The organism is Ferrimonas balearica (assembly GCF_019802085.1).
Lineage (GTDB): Bacteria > Pseudomonadota > Gammaproteobacteria > Enterobacterales > Shewanellaceae > Ferrimonas > Ferrimonas balearica_B.
Genome location: NZ_JAHVHV010000002.1, coordinates 51,942 through 69,521 on the forward strand (window position 1 = coordinate 51,942; position 17,580 = coordinate 69,521).

Consider the following 17,580-nt stretch of genomic DNA (forward strand, 5'->3'; position numbering starts at 1 on the left):
TAAGGCGATGTTTGGAAAACTCCTGACCAAGGTTTTTGGTAGCAAGAACGAACGTACTCTCAAGCAGCTGCAAAAGGTGGTTGCCCAAATCAACGCATTGGAAGCGGACTGGGAAGCGCTGAGCGACGATCAGTTAAAGCAGAAAACCGAGGAGTTTAAGCAGCGCATTGCCGACGGCGACAAGCTGGACGCGGTGCTGCCGGAGGCCTTTGCCACCGTGCGCGAGGCCTCAAAGCGGGTGTTTGGCATGCGCCACTTCGATGTGCAGATGGTCGGTGGCATGGTGCTGCAGTCCGGCCGCATCGCCGAGATGCGTACCGGTGAAGGTAAGACCCTGACCGCCACCCTGCCGGCCTACCTCAATGCCCTGACCGGCAATGGGGTGCACGTCATCACCGTGAACGACTACCTGGCCCGCCGTGACGCCGAGTGGAACCGCCCCCTGTTCGAATTCCTGGGCATGACCGTTGGGATCAACGTCCCTGGTCTTTCTCACGCCGACAAGCAGGCCGCCTACGCCGCCGACATCACCTACGGCACCAACAATGAGTTCGGCTTCGACTACCTGCGGGACAACATGGCCTTCTCCGCCCCGGAGCGGGTGCAGCGTGAACTGCACTACGCCGTGGTGGATGAGGTGGACTCCATCCTGATCGACGAAGCCCGGACGCCGCTCATCATCTCCGGTGCCGCCGAAGACAGCTCCGCCCTCTACACCCAGGTGAACACCCTGATCCCCAAACTGGTGCGCCAGGAGAAGGAGGACAGCGAAGAGTTTACCGGCGATGGCGATTTCACAGTCGACGAGAAGGCCAAACAGGTCAACATGACCGAGCGTGGCCAGGAGAAGGTGGAACAGCTGCTGATTGAGACTGGCCTGCTGAAGGAAGGTGACTCCCTCTACAGCGCCGCCAACATCTCCCTGCTGCACCACGTTAACGCCGCCCTGCGGGCTCATACCCTGTTTGAGCGGGACGTGGATTACATCGTCAACGACGAGGGCGAGGTGGTGATCGTGGATGAGCACACCGGCCGTACCATGCCGGGGCGTCGCTGGTCCGACGGTTTGCACCAGGCGGTGGAAGCCAAGGAGGGGCAGCGGATCCAGAACGAGAACCAGACTCTGGCTTCCATCACCTTCCAGAACTACTTCCGGATGTACGAGAAACTGGCCGGCATGACCGGTACGGCGGATACCGAAGCGTTCGAATTCCAAAGCATCTACGGCCTGGATACCGTGGTGATCCCCACCAACAAGCCGATGATCCGCAAGGACATGGCGGATCTGGTCTACCTCACCGCCGAGGAGAAGTACGAGGCGATCATCAACGACATTCGCGACTGCATGGAGCGGGGTCAACCGGTACTGGTGGGCACCATCTCCATCGAGTCCTCCGAGTACCTGTCCGGTCTGCTGCGCAAGGAAAAGATCAAGCACAACGTCCTAAACGCCAAGTTCCACGAGCAAGAGGCCGAGATCGTGGCCCAGGCGGGTCGCTCCGGCGCCGTGACCATCGCCACCAACATGGCCGGTCGAGGCACCGACATCGTGCTCGGTGGCAGCTGGCAGATGGAGATCGATAAGCTGGGTGAGAACGCCAGCGAAGATAAGATCGCCAAGATCAAAACCGACTGGCAGGTGCGTCACGACGAGGTACTGGAAGCGGGCGGTCTGCACATCATCTCCACCGAGCGTCACGAGTCTCGCCGTATCGACAACCAGCTGCGGGGCCGTTCCGGCCGTCAGGGGGATGCGGGTTCCTCCCGCTTCTACCTCTCCATGGAAGACACCCTGATGCGGATCTTCGCCTCGGATCGCGTCTCCGGCATGATGAAGAAGCTGGGCATGGAGCGCGGCGAAGCGATCGAGCACCCCTGGGTGAACCGCGCCATCGAGAACGCCCAGCGCAAGGTGGAAGCCCGTAACTTCGACATCCGTAAGCAGCTTCTTGAGTACGATGACGTGGCCAACGACCAGCGTCAGGTGGTGTACGCCCAGCGTAACGAGTTGATGGACGCCGGGGACATCCACGACACCATCGAAGTGGTGCGCGCCGACGTGCTGAGCGACATCATCGGCCAGTACATCCCGCCGCAGTCCCTCGAGGAGATGTGGGACGTGCCCGGGTTGGAAGAGCGTCTGGCATCCGATTTCAACCTCAAGCTGCCCATTGCCCAGTGGCTGGAGGAGGAGGACGATCTGCACGAGGAGACCCTCCGCGATCGCATCGTTCAAGCCTGGGACGACGCCTACAAGGCCAAAGAGGGGCAGGTCGGGGCGCCGGTACTGCGCCAGTTCGAAAAGGCGATCATGCTGCAGACCCTGGACAACCTCTGGAAGGAGCACCTGGGCGCCATGGACCACCTGCGTCAGGGGATCCACCTGCGTGGCTACGCCCAGAAGAACCCCAAGCAGGAGTACAAGCGCGAATCCTTCGAGCTGTTCCAGAACATGCTGGAAACCCTGAAAACCGACGTCATCAGCATCCTCTCCAAAGTCCAGGTTCAGGCCCAGGCCGATGTGGATGAGATGGAAGCCAAGCGTCGCGAGCAGGAGGAGCAGCTGGCCCGGATGCGCAACTTCCAACATGCCCAGTCTCAGGGCATGGGAGAAGAGGGCGGCCAGGCACCAGCTGCGCCCCAGCGCCAGGGACCCAAGGTGGGGCGCAACGACCCCTGTCCTTGCGGTTCCGGCAAGAAGTACAAGCAGTGCCACGGCAAGCTGAGCTGAGCCGGGCAGGTTAACAAGGGCGGCCTCGGGCCGCCCTTTTTCATGGAGGGAAGACGATGTTGGTGCAGGTGTCGATCGGCATTGTGGTAGATGGTGGCAAAGTGCTGGTGGCCAAACGCCACAAAAAGCAGCATCAGGGCGGTCTGTGGGAGTTCCCGGGGGGAAAAGTGGAGGACGGTGAAAGTCCTGATAGGGCGCTTTGCCGCGAGCTGGCAGAAGAGGTGGGGCTAACCCCCTCGTGTTGGCAACGGTTCGATACCGTGACCCACGATTACGGTGACCGCCAGGTGCGGCTGCACACCTTCCTGGTCACCGAGTTCTCTGGCAGTGCCAGCGCAAAGGAGGGCAACCCCATCCAGTGGGCCCCCCTGTCAGAGCTTACAGCTTTGGCGATGCCTGAGGCGAATCGGCCACTGGTGAAGAAACTGCTGTCTCAGCTGGCATAAGCCCCTGGAAAGTCGGGTCATCCCGAAACAGGAGATGAGCCCTGGCCAGGGTCTGTATGGCGTCGGTGGACTTGCCCTGGGCGCGCTGGGCGTCGAAAAGCAATCGGTAGGCCCCCTTGGAGGGGCGCAGCACCACTTCGCTTTGGGCAATCTTTTCCGCTTCCGACAGCGCCTGGGGGGTGCCGACGCGCATCAGGGCGCTGCCGGTCAACATGTTGATGGTCTTCTCCTGGCCAAAGGGATTCATAATCCTGGTCAGGTAACTGGGATCCTGGGTGGCAAAGTAACGTCCGCCCCAGTAGGTGGTCATCAAGTTGGTGATCATAAAGGCACAGACCAGCAGCACCATAATGGGGGCACTGAGTCGCAGCACGCCCTCCCCGACGATGGACTTGGAGCGGCGTGGGGTTGAGTCCATCTCCGCCATCAGCAGGGCAAAAAGCGCCAGGTGGGGCACGGAGTGGTACAGCGGGAATTCGGTCTGGGTGTGCAACAGGATGGGAAAGAGGCACAGCCACATCGCTTTGTGATGAAGGTCGCCGTTACGCCAAACTTGCCAGGTCAGCCATAGGCCGAGCAGGAGCAGGGCCAACATCGGCAATACTCCCCCTTCCACGCCCCAGTAGAGCAACTCGTTATGGGGGTGGCTGCTGGCGGTAGACCAGAATGGGTAGTCGGTACCCGCCTGATTCAACTCTCCCTGGCGCTCCATAAAGGCGTCCTGGAAGCGTCCCAGGCCTACACCGGTTAGGGGGGACTCCACGATAAGTTCGGCTGAGATCCCGTACAGTGTGGCCCTATAACCGGCTTGTTCAAGGTTGTTTCGCCCTGGGGCATCACTAAGCCATTGCAGGGAGAGCGCGAGCAGGGTACCCAGGGCCAGGGGGAGCCAGAGCTTGCTGTTTTTGCGCCATCCGGTCAGTAATGTCACGCCAATCAAGGCAGCAAAGGTGCCCAGTAAACCGGTACGGGACAGCACTAGTGCTTGTGCCATGGCGCCAATGAGCAGCAGGGCAAGGTGCTGGTAGCGCCAATACTGTGACTTCTCCAAAGTGCCCAACCGGTAAAACGCCACCACCATGGTGCTGCCGACAAAGGTGGCCACCAGGTTGGTTTGCTGGAAGATGCCGGTGGGACGTTGCTTATTGATGAGTGTGGGGAAGGACTCTGGGAAGAGGAACTGCACCACAGCAAAGGTGGCTTCCAGCAACCCCGCCATAACCACCAGGCGCCATAGCCAAGTCTGGCCTGGGGTTTTTAAACTGATTTGTCGGTGCCCCAGGGCGATAAGCCAGAGTGCGATAAGACCAAGATACCGGGAATGGGCTTCTGCAGCCCAGGGAGAGGGGGACCAGACTAGTGGAAAAGCCAAAGCAAGCAGCGTCAGTCCAAGTGCCCTGTCCTGCAGGCTCCAGTTAACCTGGGAGCTCTTAGCCACCTGAAAAAAAACTGTCGCCATGACCAGCGACAGTGCCATCCAACTGGTGCTGTTGAACGCTAGGCTGAGGCCACTGCCACCGCCGTTGGGCTGGTAGTAGTGCATGGCCCCCAGCAACATCAGAGCCCAACAAATCAGATAGGTTTTTTGAATCTTGCCTTCCGTGGCCGTCATACTCAGTGCTCCCTGTCGTCGGGGTCGTCGTCCAGGAAAAAGTCCGGCTCGCTGACATCAAACTCGTCGGGCAATTCGGTTTTACCGTGGATGGCGTGGCGCTCTTCGGCCCACTCCCCCAGGTCAATCAGCTTGCAGCGTTCACTGCAGAAGGGTTTGAACGGGTGCTGCTCATCCCAGGTTACTTCGGCCTGGCAGGTGGGACACTCGACTTTCAACGTCATTTGGCTTCCATGGACAGGGAGAGGCGCACCGGCAGATTGCGGTTGTCGCCTTTTCCGGTCTCGTAATTAATCAGGTGAATGGTGTAGCGATGGCGGTGGGCACTGATGGTAGGGTACACCCCGTACTCCTGTTTGACCTGCACCCGGAGCAGCTCCAGCCCCTGCTCGCTGGTCTCCTGGTAACAGCCATTCATGGCAATTTGCTCGGTCCAGCGCCCGGTTTCCCGCAGCATGGTCAGCAACAGGCGCACCGTGTCCACCATGGGGGAAAGCTCCTGGCGCCAGGACTGTGCCTGAGCCACTTTGTCTTCCACCGGAAGGGCCTGCCAGTGGTGAAATTGGGGCAAGTCGAAGCTGCCGTAGCCACCGGGGATGGTCATCCGCTGACGCAGTGCCGAAAGAAATCGGTCGGTCTTGAGGTGCTGGCCCGGCCGAGTCAGCTTTTGAAGGCCCTGAAGCAGCCCGGTGAACTGGGCCTCCAAGGCATTGAGCTGCTCCTGGTCGACATTGGCCGCTTGACGCCAAAGGGCGACGTGGTTGAGCTGTCGCTCCAGATCTTTGAGCGCCTCAGAGCGCAGGTCGGCCCGCTCGAGCAGTTCGCCCAGCTCAAACAGGGAGCGAAAGAAGGCCCACTCGGCGCCCGGGTGGTCAAAGCGGCCATGGGCCTCTACCTGGGCAGCCACGGTTTCGATGCGCAGGTAGTTGCGGACCTTCTCGTTCAGAGGTTGTTCATACACCAGCAGCACTGGCCTGTTTCCTCGCCAACTCTAGGTAAGTGTGGTGCAGGGTCTGCACCTGTTGCTGCAACTGGGCGACGCTGCCACTGTTGTCGATCACATCGTCAGCCTCGGCCAATCGCTCCTCTCTGGATGCCTGGCGAGCCATGATCTTAGCGACTTCGGCTTCGTCGGTACCGTCCCGCTGGGCCGTGCGGTTTTGCTGAACGGATTCAGGCACATCTACGACAGCGAGGCGGTGCACCAGTTGGTTAAGGCCATTTTCCACCATCAGGGGTACCACCATCAAGGCGTAGGGGCTGGTGGCGGCTTCACACTGGCTGAGCATGCGCTGGCGGATCAGGGGGTGGGTCAGCCCATTGAGCCATTGGCGCTCGTTCTCATTGTCGAAAACTCTTGCACGAAGCGCGGCGCGGTCCAGCTCCCCCTGCTCGGTTAACACCTCGGGGCCGAAATGTGCCGCGATGGTCTTGAGCCCTTCGGAGCCCGGCGCCACCACCTCCCGGGCGATCACATCGGCATCCACCACGGTAATCCCTAACTGCTCGAATTGGTCGCTGACTTTGGACTTGCCTGAGCCGATGCCCCCGGTCAGGCCCACGATAAAAGCACTCATGCGCCCACCATCAGGCTCAGGTACCAATCCACTACGTCGTTGCCCCACACCAGATAGAGCCAGCCGCCCAGGGCGATCCAGGGGCCGAAAGGCATGGGCTTGTCGCGGCTTAGGCGACCAGTAGCCATCAAGGTGATGCCCACCACGGCACCGCCGAAGGAGGCCAGCAGCATCACAGGCAGCAGGGAGGCATAACCAAACCAGGCGCCAAACAGTGCCAGCAGTTTGAAGTCCCCGTAGCCCATACCCTCTTTGCCGGTCAGCAGACGAAACAGGTGGAACAGGCCCCAAAGGGAGAGATAGCCCAGTGCGGCCCCCAGCACTGCTTTCTCCAGCGGCACAAAAAGGCCGTTGATGTTTAACAAGAGGCCCAGCCAGAGCAGGGGCAGGGTGAGCTGGTCCGGCAGCAACATGGTATCCAAATCGATACCGGAGAGCGCCACCAGGCCCAGGGTCAGAAAAGCGCCAGCAGCAAAGGCCGGTGTAGGGCCAAAGTGCCAGGCGAGAAAGCCCAGGCTCAGGCCACAGAGCAGCTCAACCATGGGGTAGCGAGGGGAAATGGGTGCGCTGCAGTGATGGCACTTCCCTTTAAGCAGTAAAAAGCTCAATACCGGGATGTTGTGCCAGATGGGAATGGCGGTGCCGCAATGAGGGCAGGCTGAGCCGGGCACCAGCAGGTTATAACGCTCCGGCAGGGTGGAGGCGGGCAGAGGTTGAGATAGCGCTTCTGCGCACTCCAGTTGCCACTCCCGCTCCATCATCCGGGGCAGGCGATGGATCACCACGTTAAGAAAGCTGCCCAGTATCAGCCCCAGCACACTGGAAAGAGCAATAAACAGCCAGGGGAGTTGGTCAAACAGCGCGATCCAGTGCGTCATGAAGTCTCAGTCGGGTTGCAATGCCAGTGGAGTTGATTGCGATCCTAGCCGACCACGTTGCCCAATTGGAAGATCGGCAGGTACATCGCCACCACCAAGCCGCCGACAATGGTGCCGATCACCACCATCAACATGGGCTCAATCAAGGTAGAGAGTCCATCGACGGCGTCATCCACCTGCATCTCGTAGATGTTGGCCACCTTGTTGAGCATGTCGTCCAAGGAGCCGGACTCCTCGCCAATCATCACCATTTGGGTCAGCATATCCGGAAACAGTCCGGTGGTGCGCATGGCGATGTTCATCTGAAGGCCCGAAATCACCTCTTCTTTCACCTTGAGGATGGCGTCACGATAAAGTGCGTTACCGGACGCGCCAGCGGACGAGTCCAGCCCCTCCACCAATGGCACACCGGCCGCAAACGTTGTGGCCAGCGTCCGGGCAAAGCGGGCAATGGATGCTTTATGCAGGATGGGCCCTACAGCCGGGAGTTTCAAAAGCGCTTTATCAAACTCGTCTCGGAACTTTTGCGAATTTCGGTGACTGCGGATAAACATCCAGGCGGCGACGGAGAGCATCCCCAAAAAGTAATACCAGGAGCTCGACAAGAACTGGGAGAGCCCGATGATCATCTGGGTAAAGGCGGGCAGTTCGGCACCAAAGTCATTAAAAATGGCTTCAAACTGTGGGACTACAAACAAAAGAAGGATCACTGTGACGACAACGGCGACGACGATCACCGCTGCGGGGTAAAACATCGCCTTTTTGATCTTGGACTTTAGCGCTTCCGCTTTTTCCCGGTAGGTGGCGATGCGATCGTAAACCGTATCCAGGGTTCCTGAATGCTCACCGGCGGCCACCAGATCGCAGTAAAGATCGTCAAAATGGGTGCGATGAGGGCGCAGGGCCTTAGAGAGCGGAATACCGGACTGAACTTCGCCCAAAATGCTACCAAGCAGTTTACGGACGGCTTCATTTTCATGGCCTCGGCCCACCATCTCCAGGGCGGTCACCAAGGGGACCCCGGCGGTCAGCATGGTTGCGATTTGACGGGTGACCACGGCGATGTCCATCGCCTTAACTTTTTTCTTTCTCTCAAAGAGGGCTTTGGGTTTTTTCTTGACGCTTAAAGGGGTGACGCCCTGTTTACGTAAAAGAACCTTAATCTCTGCAGAAGACTGGCCGCGCAGTTCGCCCTTCAGGGGTTTGCCTTTGCTATTTTTTCCCGTCCAGAGAAAGGTTTGCACGTCCAAAGGAGATTTGCCTTGAGCAGAGTGCTTGGCTTCGGCTTGTCGATAGGCTTTGGTGGCGAGGGCCATGGTGGACTCCTTCCTGAGTCAGAGATTCCCTGAGTCGTTTACTTGCCGAGATGCGCCCGGCTACTTTTGATTGGTTACCCGGTTAACTTCCGCCAGACTGGTGACACCTGCAAGGACTTTTTCTAAGCCAGAATGACGCAGGTTTACCATCCCTTCGTGCGCGGCCTGGGCTTCCAGCTCTAATGAAGAGCCGCCCCCCATAATGAGGTCGGCAATGGCTTTGCTCATGGGCAGCATCTCGTAGAGGCCAATCCGACCCCGATAACCGTCGGTGCAGGAGTCGCAGCCTACGGGTTTGTAGATGGTGGGGCGCGTGCTGAGCTGCGCAGGGCTAAAGCCCTCTTTTAGCAGTTCTTCGTGGGGAATGTGCTCTGGTACCCGACATTTGGGGCAGAGCTTACGGCACAGTCGCTGCGCCATAATCAGATTGACCGAACTGGCAATGTTATAGGCGGGTACCCCCATATTGAGCATACGGGTCAAAGTTTCCGCCGCGGAGTTAGTGTGCAGAGTGGAGAGCACCAGGTGACCAGTTTGGGCAGCCTTAACCGCAATTTCAGCGGTTTCCAGATCCCGGATCTCCCCCACCATCACAATGTCCGGATCCTGTCGCAGGAAAGCCCGCAGGGCCGAGGCAAAACTGAGGCCCGCCTTGGGGTGGATCTGCACCTGGTTGATGCCCGGCAGGTTAATCTCCACCGGATCTTCCGCCGTGGAGATATTGCGCTCTTCGGTATTGAGGATATTAAGGCCGGTATAGAGTGAGACGGTTTTACCCGAGCCTGTCGGGCCGGTAACCAGGATCATCCCTTGGGGGCGATTCAGATTCTCCAGGTACAGCGCTTTCTGCGCCTCACTGAATCCCAGTATGTCGACATTCAGCTTGGCCGCGGAGGAGTCGAGGATCCGCATCACCACCTTTTCCCCATGCAAAGTGGGGAGGGTGGAGACTCGAAAGTCGATCATGTTTTTCTTACCGACTTTGAGTTTGATGCGGCCATCCTGTGGCAGACGTCGCTCGGCGAGGTCCAGTCTGGACATCACCTTAATGCGAGCCGCCAGGCGAGCCGACAGAGAAACCGGAGGGCTATTGACGGTATGCAGCATGCCATCAATGCGGAAACGGATACGGTAATGGTCTTCGTAAGGTTCGAAGTGCAAATCAGAAGCGCCTTTGCGGATCGCTTCGGTCATAATTTTATTGAGAAAGACAACAATAGGCGCATCGTCTGCGCCAGACGCGTCATCCTCTTTTTTCTCTTCGACAGTATCGATATGAGCAAGACGCTCTTGATCCTCATCGGTGATCTCCAGTTGATCGAGGTCTTCCTCCATCAAATGGTTGATCACAAGCTCAAGCGCTTCGCCATCAGCAATAATGGGCTCGGCGTGAAGCCCAAGATTGAATTGAAACTCCTCCAGTGCGGAATCGGAATCGGCACTAGGAACGGCTATCACAACCTTATTGTCCCGAATTGAAACGGGTAGCACTCTATGTTTTTCGATGAGCTTTAGGTTGATGATGGACTCAGGAATGGAGGCAATATCTAGAAACGAGATATCAAAAGAGGGGGTGCCAAAAAACTGAGAAGAGAATTGATTGGTGTCATGTGGTTCTGAATGAGCATTTTGAGGCGGAGTAGTTTGGTTAAAAGAAAAGTCCGACATACACAGCGCCTCACCTACTCCGTCAGGTTTGGATCAATCAAACGGAGCCCCCAGTAGGGACTCCGCATAAGCTCGATCGATTTAGTTGCAAAGACCGGCAGCTACGCAGGTACCACCAGAAGTCCAGGTGACCCCCAAGTCACTGGAAACCGCAGCTTGCAAGGTATAGGTCTCGCCATCGACGTCAGTAGTACCAGTCGCGGTGATGGTCGGGCTGCTCCAAGCTACGCTGGCCACGAAGTCACCATTGTCGGCACCGGCACTGGAAGGTGTACAAGACCCAATCGCGGTGCCACTTTGAACACATACTTCCACCTGAGTTTTCATGGCCCCCGTTGCGGCAATCACTTCACTAAACTTCGCACGCTTGGTGTAGGTTTGATAAGCCGGCAGCGCGATCGCAGCCAGAATGCCCACGATGGCAACCACAATCATCAGTTCGATCAGGGTAAAGCCCTGCTGTTTCCGTACTTGGCGGTTCATGTTTGTCTCTCCATAGCAAAAGTTAGAAAATCGCCAATTCCGGCCCTTTACCTCTCTCAATGGGGCAATACGACAGGCCGCTCCACTTTAAAGCTAGTACAGAATACCAAGGCCGCAAGAAAATGATCCTCGGAAGTGACTCCTTTGCCTGGGTTTTTTGTCTGGAATTGGGTTCGTGAGCCAGTCAAAAAAAGCACACTCGGAAGAGTGTGCTTTTTTGACGTCCAATCGACGAATTTTTGACGGGGGTAAAGCGCTTACAGTCCCTTAAAGCGCATGGACAGATCCAGTGCCCTTACGTGCTTGGTCAGGGCCCCGACGGAGACGAAATCCACCCCGGTTTGGGCAATGTCACCGATGGTATCGAGGGTCACGTCGCCGGAGACTTCCAGCTTGGCCTTACCACCAAAATTGCTTCGGTTGAGCTTAACCGCGTCCAGCATCATGGTGAGGTCAAAATTGTCCAGCATGATGATGTCGGCGCCCCCCTCCAAAGCCGTGGCCAACTCGTCCAGGTTTTCCACCTCGACCTCCACCGGGGCGTCCGGCTTCAAGGCACGGGCGGCGCTGATGGCGGCGGGGATCCCGCCGCAGGCGGCGATGTGGTTCTCCTTAATAAGGAAGGCGTCAAACAAGCCGATGCGGTGGTTGTGGCCGCCCCCGCAGGTGACGGCGTACTTTTGCGCGGTGCGCAGCCCAGGCAGCGTCTTGCGGGTGTCCAGCAAACGGGTGGGCGTGCCCTCCAGTCGTGCCACGTAGTGGCTGACGGTGGTGGCCACGCCGGACAGGGTCTGGATGAAGTTCAGTGCCGTGCGCTCGCCGGTCAACAGCGCCCGGGCGGGCCCGGCCAGCTCGCACAGGGTTTGGCCAGGGACCACCAGATCGCCGTCGTCCACGTGCCAGTGCAGTGCCACCTCCCCGCCAAGCTGGTTAAACACCTGCTCGGCCCAGGCCTTGCCACAAAATACGGCGTCTTCCCGGGTGATGATGGTGGCTTCGGCGTAACGGTCTGCGGGGATGAGCTGCGCGGTGATGTCGCCCTCTTGCGGCCCCAGGCCGCCAAGATCCTCATCCAGCGCGGCGGTGACGGCCAGGCGAATGTCGTTTTCCAGCATGGTGTTCAGTACTTCCTTAGTGTCAGAGTCTCCCCCCGCTGCACCATCTCCAAGTCCTTCAGGGCGTTCATGCCCAGTAGGATGGTGGTGTCCTGCATGCCGGGGTTGATGTTGGCATCGAGGTCATAGAGGGTCAGTGCCCCGATGGACAGGCGTTCGATGGTGGTGTGCCAGACGGTGACGGTGCCGTTGGCGGTGTCCACCGGGTAGGGGCGCCCCTTGGGCAGATTCAGGCGCTCGGCCACCGTCTCCGGGATGGAGATCCGGGTCGCGCCGGTGTCCACCATCATCACCACCTCGGCCCCGTTGATCAGCCCGCTGGCCACATAGTGGCCCTGTCGGTTGCGCTGCAGGCTGACCAGGATACCCCGCTCGTCCACCTCGCTGGCGACCCGCTCGTTGGGATTATATTGCCGCTCCAGCTTCCTGTCGAAGTAGAGGTAGAGCAGGGCAGCCAGGATCAACCAGGCCAGCACAAACATGGTCTGGCCGTATCGTCGGTGGTAGGTGGGAGTACCCATGGTGTGCGTCTTGCCGCCTAAATTGCTAAAGTCCTGCCTTGACACATTATTTGCGAGTGAGGCCGCTTTTTCCATGGCAAACTGCCCCTCAGTTGAGGATTCGTCCCGGCCGGTGCCCTCTATGGCGCTGGAACCCAAGGGGCGTTGGTTGGAACAGGCCCACCACTGCTTTTCCCCCTTCCAGGGGCCCAGGCCGGACCCGGCCGACATCAGCCTGCTGGTGATCCACAACATCACCCTGCCGCCAGGGCAATTTGGTGCCCCTTATATACAGCAGTTGTTTCTCGGTTGCCTGCAGCCGGATCACCCGTCTTTGGTGGCGCTGGCGGGCCTTGAGGTCTCCGCTCACCTGCTGATCCGGCGCGATGGCTCCCTGGTGCAGTTTGTGCCCTTTGACCGGCGGGCCTGGCACGCCGGAGTCAGCGTCTTCGAGGGCCGAGCCGGATGCAATGATTACTCCATCGGCATCGAGTTGGAAGGGGGGGATCACATCCCCTATAACGATGAGCAATATCAATCGCTTGCTGGCGTGACTCGCGCATTGTTTCGGCAGTATCCTTTACTGACCCCGGACAGGATTGCCGGCCACTGTGACATCGCTCCGGACCGAAAGACGGATCCGGGGCCGGCGTTCGACTGGGCTCGATACCGCTCATTACTCGATTAAGGACATTTGATGGCCCTGTTTTCTCTGATCTTGGTGCTGATGGCGGAACGGATGCGTCTGGTCGCCGCCCACTTTCAGTTTGAGCCCCTGTTCGAGCGCTACCGCGCCTGGATGTTCGACGACGAGGCGCTCAGAGGCGGCCTCAAGATGGCGTTGGCGTTGGCGCTGCCGGCGGCGCTGGTGTGGCTGGCACAGCAACTGCTGACCGGCGTCTGGTTTGGTGTCTTCCATCTGGCACTCTGGGTGGGGGTCGGCCTGGTGCTGTTCGGCCACGAACCCCTGCGTCAGCGCTTTCGCGGTTACCTCAGATCCGCCTGCCGTGGCGACACCCAAAGCTGTTATCACCATGCCGACAGTCTGGACGAGAGCGATCGCATCCAGGCCAGCAGTGAGGATGAGCTGGGGCAGAAGATGGGCCAGCTGGCCGCCTGGCTCAACTACCGCTACTACGCGGCGGTGGCGCTCTACTTCGTGCTGCTGGGCCCCGCCGCGGCCACCTTCTACTGCACGGTGCGCGCCTATCACGACCACTTCACCGAGGCGGATTGTCGTCGACCTATGGTGAGCCTGCTGATGCGGCTGCTCGACTGGATTCCGGTGCGCATCGTGGCCCTGGGCTTTGCCCTGTCGGGGCATTTCAGCAAGGCGGTACCGGTGCTGATCCCCAAGGTGCTGGACCCCATGGCCGAGCCCCGCGCCATGATCAGCGAAGTGGCGCTGGCGGCGGAGGAGATCCCCGAGACCAGCGGGGAGCCGGTCTGCGTGCAGCCCACTCTCGCGCTGCTCAAGCTGGCCAAGCGGAATTTCATCTTGCTGTTGGTGGTGGTTTCCCTGCTCACCATCTTTGGGGTGATCAACTGAGTGGGCCACCTTGATCTATATTTGGTCAGACCACTTAAACGTGAGCCCCATCCAACCCATTGAGCCGCCATTCGTCACGATGAATGCGGTTCTGTGAGGTGCATCAAATTTGTTGCCATGCCATTGTGTGATCTGCTACATTCCCTGCAGCTGTTCAATGGTCATACCAATTAACAACATTAGTTAACAAGCGGATAACACATCCATGACCTACCGTAGAATCAACCAGCCGAAGCTGTCCGACGTCATCTTGAAGGAACTGGAAAAGATGATCCTCGAGGGCAGCCTAAAGCCCGGTCAGAAACTGCCGCCGGAGCGTGAATTGGCGGTGCAGTTCGAAGTCTCCCGACCCTCCCTGCGTGAAGCCATCCAGAAACTGGAGGCCAAGGGGGTCCTGACCCGTCGTCAGGGGGGCGGCACCTACGTGAAACAGCAACTGTGGAACAGCCTGGCGGATCCCCTGGTGGAGCTGCTGGCCAGTAACCCCGAATCCCAGTACGACTTGCTGGAGTTCCGTTACGCCACCGAAGGCATGATGGCCTACTACGCCGCCCTGCGCGGTACGGATGCGGATCACGCCCACATGCGCCAGAAGATGGACGCCATCAAGGCGGTGCAGGGGGATACCGATTCCGAAGCCAAGGCCATCGTCGACTTTTACCGCAGCATTGCCGAAGCGTCCCACAACGTGGCGATGCTGCACCTGGTGCTCAGCCTGTCGCCCCTGTTGGAGCGCAACATCGCCGAGAACCTGGAACTGCTTTACCGCCGAGAGCGCTCCTCCGAGGTGGCCAACACCCACCGCGAGGCGCTGCTGGAAGCGATTTTGAAACGCGACCCCGAATTGGCCCGACGGGCCTCCAACGATCACCTCGCCTACATCGAAGAGGTGACCCTGGAGGTGCGCCAGGAGGACAGCCGTCAGCAGCGGAGTCTGCGAAGAATGAGAAACGATCTGTAGCGATCGTGCCCAGATAAGGCTCCTAAGTAGGGCCTCTCAACACAAGCAACGATGGTGAGAGACAGTCATGTCAGAACCGATGAATTACGACGTAGACAAGCAGGAAACGCAGGAGTGGCTGGAGTCCCTGGCCGCCGTGATGCAAGAGGATGGCCTGGATCGGGCCCAGTTCCTGTTGGAACAGATGATCAGCCGGGCCAAGCACGACGGTGTCGACCTGCCCACTGGCATCACCACCAACTACATCAATACCATTGCTCCCAAGGACGAGCCGGCCTACCCCGGTGACAGCAGCCTTGAGCGACGCATCCGTTCCATCATCCGGTGGAACGCCATCATGATTGTTCTACGTGCCTCCAAGAAAGATCTCGATCTTGGTGGCCACATGGCCTCTTACCAATCCGCAGCCGCTTTCTACGAAGTGGGCTTCAACCACTTCTTCCGCGCCCCCAACGGCCAGGATGGTGGTGATCTGGTCTACTACCAGGGCCACATCTCCCCCGGCATCTACGCCCGCGCCTTTGTCGAGGGCCGCCTGACCGAGGAGCAACTGGACAACTTCCGTCAGGAGGTGGACGGCAAGGGGATCCCCTCCTACCCCCACCCGAAGCTGATGCCGGAGTTCTGGCAGTTCCCCACCGTCTCCATGGGCCTGGGGCCTATCAGCTCGATTTATCAGGCACGCTTCCTCAAGTACCTGGGCAGCCGTGGCCTCAAGGACACCTCCGCTCAGCGCGTTTACGCCTTCCTGGGGGACGGCGAGATGGACGAGCCGGAATCCCGTGGCGCCCTCTCCTTCGCCGCCCGCGAAGGCCTGGACAACCTCTGCTTCCTAATCAACTGCAACCTGCAGCGCCTGGATGGCCCGGTGATGGGCAACGGCAAGATCATCCAGGAGCTGGAAGGCCTGTTCAAAGGCGCCGGCTGGAACGTGGTCAAGGTGATCTGGGGTAATGGCTGGGACAAGCTGCTGGCCAAGGACAGCTCCGGCAAGCTGCTGCAGCTGATGAACGAAACCGTGGACGGCGACTACCAGACCTACAAGGCCAAAGACGGCGCCTACGTGCGCGAGCACTTCTTCGGTCGCTACCCGGAAACCGCCGCCCTGGTGGCGGACATGACCGACGACGAGATCTTCGCCCTGCAGCGCGGTGGCCACTCCTCCTCCAAGCTGTACGCCGCCTACATGAACGCCAAGAACACCCAGGGCAAGCCCACGGTGATCCTGGCCAAGACCGTGAAAGGCTACGGCATGGGCGGTGCCGCTGAGGGCATGAACATCGCCCACCAGGTCAAGAAGATGAACGCCGAGCACGTGCGTCAGCTGCGCGACCGTCTGGGCCTGAAAGACTTGGTCTCTGACGAGCAGCTGCTGGAGCTGCCCTACTTGAAGCTCGACGCCGACAGCCCCGAGCACCGCTATCTGCACGCTCGCCGCGACGCGCTGCACGGCTACACCCCGCAGCGTCTGCCCAACTTCACCCAGGAGCTGGCCCTGCCGGCGCTGGAGAATTTCCAGGGCCTGCTGGACGAGCAGAAGCGTGACATCTCCACCACCATGGGCTTTGTTCGCGCGCTGAACATCCTGCTCAAGGACAAGGGCATCGGCAAGAACGTGGTGCCCATCATCGCCGACGAAGCGCGGACCTTCGGCATGGAAGGCCTGTTCCGTCAGGTGGGGATCTACAACCCCAAGGGCCAGACCTACACCCCGCAGGATCGTGACGTGGTCTCCTACTACAAGGAGTCCACCAACGGTCAGGTGCTGCAGGAGGGGATCAACGAGCTGGGGGCGATGAGCTCCTGGGTGGCCGCGGCCACCTCCTACAGCACCAATGATCTGCCGATGATTCCCTTCTACATCTACTACTCCATGTTCGGCTTCCAGCGGGTCGGCGACATGGCCTGGATGGCGGGCGATCAACAGGCCCGGGGCTTCCTGCTGGGGGCCACCGCGGGCCGGACCACCCTCAACGGGGAAGGCCTGCAGCACGAGGATGGCCACAGCCACATCATGGCGGGCACCATCCCCAACTGCATCAGCTATGACCCCACCTTCGCCTACGAGGTGGCGGTGATCCTGCAGGACGGCATCCAGCGCATGTACGGGCCGGCCCAGGAGAACGTCTTCTACTACCTGACCCTGATGAATGAAAACTACGCCCAGCCGGCCATGCCCCAGGGCGCCGAAGAGGGCATTCGCAAAGGGATCTACAAGCTGGAAAGCTACACCGGCGATAAGGCCCAGGTGCAGCTGCTCTCCTCCGGCACCATCATGATGCAGGTGCGCGAGGCGGCCCGTATCCTCAGCGAGGAGTACGGCATCGGCTCCGAGGTGTTCAGCGTCACCTCCTTCAACGAGCTGACCCGCGACGGTCAGGACGTGGAGCGCTGGAACATGCTGCACCCGGCCGAAGAGGCCCGTGTGCCCTACGTGACCCGCGTACTGGGCAGCGCGCCCACCATCGCCGCCACCGATTACATGAAGAACTACGCTGAGCAGATCCGCGCCTTCGTGCCGGCGGACAGCTACAAGGTGCTGGGCACCGACGGCTTCGGCCGCTCCGACAGCCGCGCCAACCTGCGTCGCCACTTCGAAGTGGATGCCGGTTACGTGGTGGTGGCCGCCCTGTCCGAGCTGGCCAAGCGTGGTGAGCTGGACAGCAAGGTGGTGGCCGAGGCCATCGCCAAGTTCAACATCGACGCCGACAAGCAAAACCCGCTGTACGCATAAGGGAAACCCG

General features: G+C 59.6%; 16 protein-coding genes. 6 read left to right on the plus strand and 10 right to left on the minus strand.

What is annotated here, in order from left to right:
• The first annotated feature begins 7 nt into the window (after positions 1-7).
• Both secA and mutT read left to right on the plus strand, forming a co-directional pair.
• Positions 8-2,731: a preprotein translocase subunit SecA gene (gene secA, locus KUV81_RS08405; protein ID WP_222543420.1), complete on the plus strand. Its 2,724-nt coding sequence runs from the start codon at positions 8-10 to the stop codon at positions 2,729-2,731.
• Positions 2,732-2,787: 56 nt separating this feature from the next.
• Entirely contained in the window at positions 2,788-3,177 is a 390-nt protein-coding gene (gene mutT / locus KUV81_RS08410; protein WP_222543421.1) for an 8-oxo-dGTP diphosphatase MutT, read from the plus strand.
• On the opposite strand, the gene KUV81_RS08415 is transcribed toward mutT, so the two are convergent.
• The 10 genes from KUV81_RS08415 to KUV81_RS08460 form a co-directional block, all read right to left on the minus strand.
• Complete coding sequence (locus KUV81_RS08415; RefSeq protein ID WP_222543422.1) at positions 3,110-4,789, minus strand: PglL family O-oligosaccharyltransferase; 1,680 nt, start codon at positions 4,787-4,789, stop codon at positions 3,110-3,112. The genes mutT and KUV81_RS08415 overlap by 68 nt on opposite strands.
• Before the next feature lie 2 nt (positions 4,790-4,791).
• Positions 4,792-5,013 (minus strand): DNA gyrase inhibitor YacG, encoded by a 222-nt coding sequence (gene yacG, locus KUV81_RS08420; RefSeq protein WP_222543423.1) that lies wholly within the window; start codon positions 5,011-5,013, stop codon positions 4,792-4,794.
• Positions 5,010-5,759, minus strand: coding sequence for a cell division protein ZapD (locus KUV81_RS08425; protein WP_222543424.1), 750 nt, complete (start codon positions 5,757-5,759; stop codon positions 5,010-5,012). Before KUV81_RS08425 ends, yacG begins: the two co-directional genes overlap by 4 nt.
• Positions 5,743-6,366 (minus strand): dephospho-CoA kinase, encoded by a 624-nt coding sequence (gene coaE / locus KUV81_RS08430; RefSeq protein ID WP_222543425.1) that lies wholly within the window; start codon positions 6,364-6,366, stop codon positions 5,743-5,745. The genes KUV81_RS08425 and coaE overlap by 17 nt, the downstream gene beginning before the upstream one ends.
• Positions 6,363-7,244, minus strand: coding sequence for a prepilin peptidase (locus KUV81_RS08435; RefSeq protein ID WP_222543426.1), 882 nt, complete (start codon positions 7,242-7,244; stop codon positions 6,363-6,365). The genes coaE and KUV81_RS08435 overlap by 4 nt, the downstream gene beginning before the upstream one ends.
• 44 nt (positions 7,245-7,288) lie before the next feature.
• On the minus strand, positions 7,289-8,560 hold the full coding sequence (locus KUV81_RS08440) for a type II secretion system F family protein (protein WP_222543427.1): 1,272 nt from the start codon (positions 8,558-8,560) through the stop codon (positions 7,289-7,291).
• A 60-nt stretch (positions 8,561-8,620) separates the two neighbouring features.
• A complete protein-coding gene (gene pilB / locus KUV81_RS08445) occupies positions 8,621-10,228 on the minus strand; it encodes a type IV-A pilus assembly ATPase PilB (RefSeq protein ID WP_222543428.1) in 1,608 nt (535 codons plus the stop codon).
• A gap of 81 nt (positions 10,229-10,309) precedes the next feature.
• Complete coding sequence (locus KUV81_RS08450) at positions 10,310-10,711, minus strand: prepilin-type N-terminal cleavage/methylation domain-containing protein (RefSeq protein WP_222543429.1); 402 nt, start codon at positions 10,709-10,711, stop codon at positions 10,310-10,312.
• 257 nt (positions 10,712-10,968) lie between these two features.
• Positions 10,969-11,826, minus strand: coding sequence for a carboxylating nicotinate-nucleotide diphosphorylase (gene nadC / locus KUV81_RS08455; RefSeq protein WP_222543430.1), 858 nt, complete (start codon positions 11,824-11,826; stop codon positions 10,969-10,971).
• Between the two features lie 5 nt (positions 11,827-11,831).
• Positions 11,832-12,347, minus strand: coding sequence for a TIGR02281 family clan AA aspartic protease (locus KUV81_RS08460; protein ID WP_222543431.1), 516 nt, complete (start codon positions 12,345-12,347; stop codon positions 11,832-11,834).
• Positions 12,348-12,468: 121 nt separating this feature from the next.
• On the opposite strand from KUV81_RS08460, the gene ampD reads away from it, so the two are divergent.
• The 4 genes from ampD to aceE all read left to right on the plus strand — a co-directional run bounded on the left by ampD (position 12,469) and on the right by aceE (position 17,570).
• Positions 12,469-13,014, plus strand: coding sequence for a 1,6-anhydro-N-acetylmuramyl-L-alanine amidase AmpD (ampD, locus tag KUV81_RS08465; RefSeq protein WP_261389328.1), 546 nt, complete (start codon positions 12,469-12,471; stop codon positions 13,012-13,014).
• Positions 13,015-13,023: 9 nt separating this feature from the next.
• Positions 13,024-13,875, plus strand: coding sequence for a beta-lactamase regulator AmpE (gene ampE, locus KUV81_RS08470; RefSeq protein ID WP_222543432.1), 852 nt, complete (start codon positions 13,024-13,026; stop codon positions 13,873-13,875).
• Between the two features lie 205 nt (positions 13,876-14,080).
• Entirely contained in the window at positions 14,081-14,836 is a 756-nt protein-coding gene (pdhR, locus tag KUV81_RS08475; protein WP_222543433.1) for a pyruvate dehydrogenase complex transcriptional repressor PdhR, read from the plus strand.
• A gap of 67 nt (positions 14,837-14,903) precedes the next feature.
• Positions 14,904-17,570 (plus strand): pyruvate dehydrogenase (acetyl-transferring), homodimeric type, encoded by a 2,667-nt coding sequence (gene aceE, locus KUV81_RS08480; RefSeq protein ID WP_222543434.1) that lies wholly within the window; start codon positions 14,904-14,906, stop codon positions 17,568-17,570.
• The last annotated feature ends 10 nt before the right edge of the window (positions 17,571-17,580 follow it).

Bases quoted from the DNA above. Each gene is read 5' to 3' on its own strand.
- secA (WP_222543420.1), top strand. From the start codon at position 8: ATGTTTGGAAAACTCCTGACCAAGGTTTTTGGTAGCAAGAACGAACGT.
- mutT (WP_222543421.1), top strand. From the start codon at position 2,788: ATGTTGGTGCAGGTGTCGATCGGCATTGTGGTAGATGGTGGCAAAGTG.
- KUV81_RS08415 (WP_222543422.1), bottom strand. From the start codon at position 4,789: ATGACGGCCACGGAAGGCAAGATTCAAAAAACCTATCTGATTTGTTGG.
- yacG (WP_222543423.1), bottom strand. From the start codon at position 5,013: ATGACGTTGAAAGTCGAGTGTCCCACCTGCCAGGCCGAAGTAACCTGG.
- coaE (WP_222543425.1), bottom strand. From the start codon at position 6,366: ATGAGTGCTTTTATCGTGGGCCTGACCGGGGGCATCGGCTCAGGCAAG.
- KUV81_RS08435 (WP_222543426.1), bottom strand. From the start codon at position 7,244: ATGACGCACTGGATCGCGCTGTTTGACCAACTCCCCTGGCTGTTTATT.
- KUV81_RS08440 (WP_222543427.1), bottom strand. From the start codon at position 8,560: ATGGCCCTCGCCACCAAAGCCTATCGACAAGCCGAAGCCAAGCACTCT.
- pilB (WP_222543428.1), bottom strand. From the start codon at position 10,228: ATGTCGGACTTTTCTTTTAACCAAACTACTCCGCCTCAAAATGCTCAT.
- KUV81_RS08450 (WP_222543429.1), bottom strand. From the start codon at position 10,711: ATGAACCGCCAAGTACGGAAACAGCAGGGCTTTACCCTGATCGAACTG.
- nadC (WP_222543430.1), bottom strand. From the start codon at position 11,826: ATGCTGGAAAACGACATTCGCCTGGCCGTCACCGCCGCGCTGGATGAG.
- KUV81_RS08460 (WP_222543431.1), bottom strand. From the start codon at position 12,347: ATGGGTACTCCCACCTACCACCGACGATACGGCCAGACCATGTTTGTG.
- ampD (WP_261389328.1), top strand. From the start codon at position 12,469: ATGGCGCTGGAACCCAAGGGGCGTTGGTTGGAACAGGCCCACCACTGC.
- ampE (WP_222543432.1), top strand. From the start codon at position 13,024: ATGGCCCTGTTTTCTCTGATCTTGGTGCTGATGGCGGAACGGATGCGT.
- pdhR (WP_222543433.1), top strand. From the start codon at position 14,081: ATGACCTACCGTAGAATCAACCAGCCGAAGCTGTCCGACGTCATCTTG.
- aceE (WP_222543434.1), top strand. From the start codon at position 14,904: ATGTCAGAACCGATGAATTACGACGTAGACAAGCAGGAAACGCAGGAG.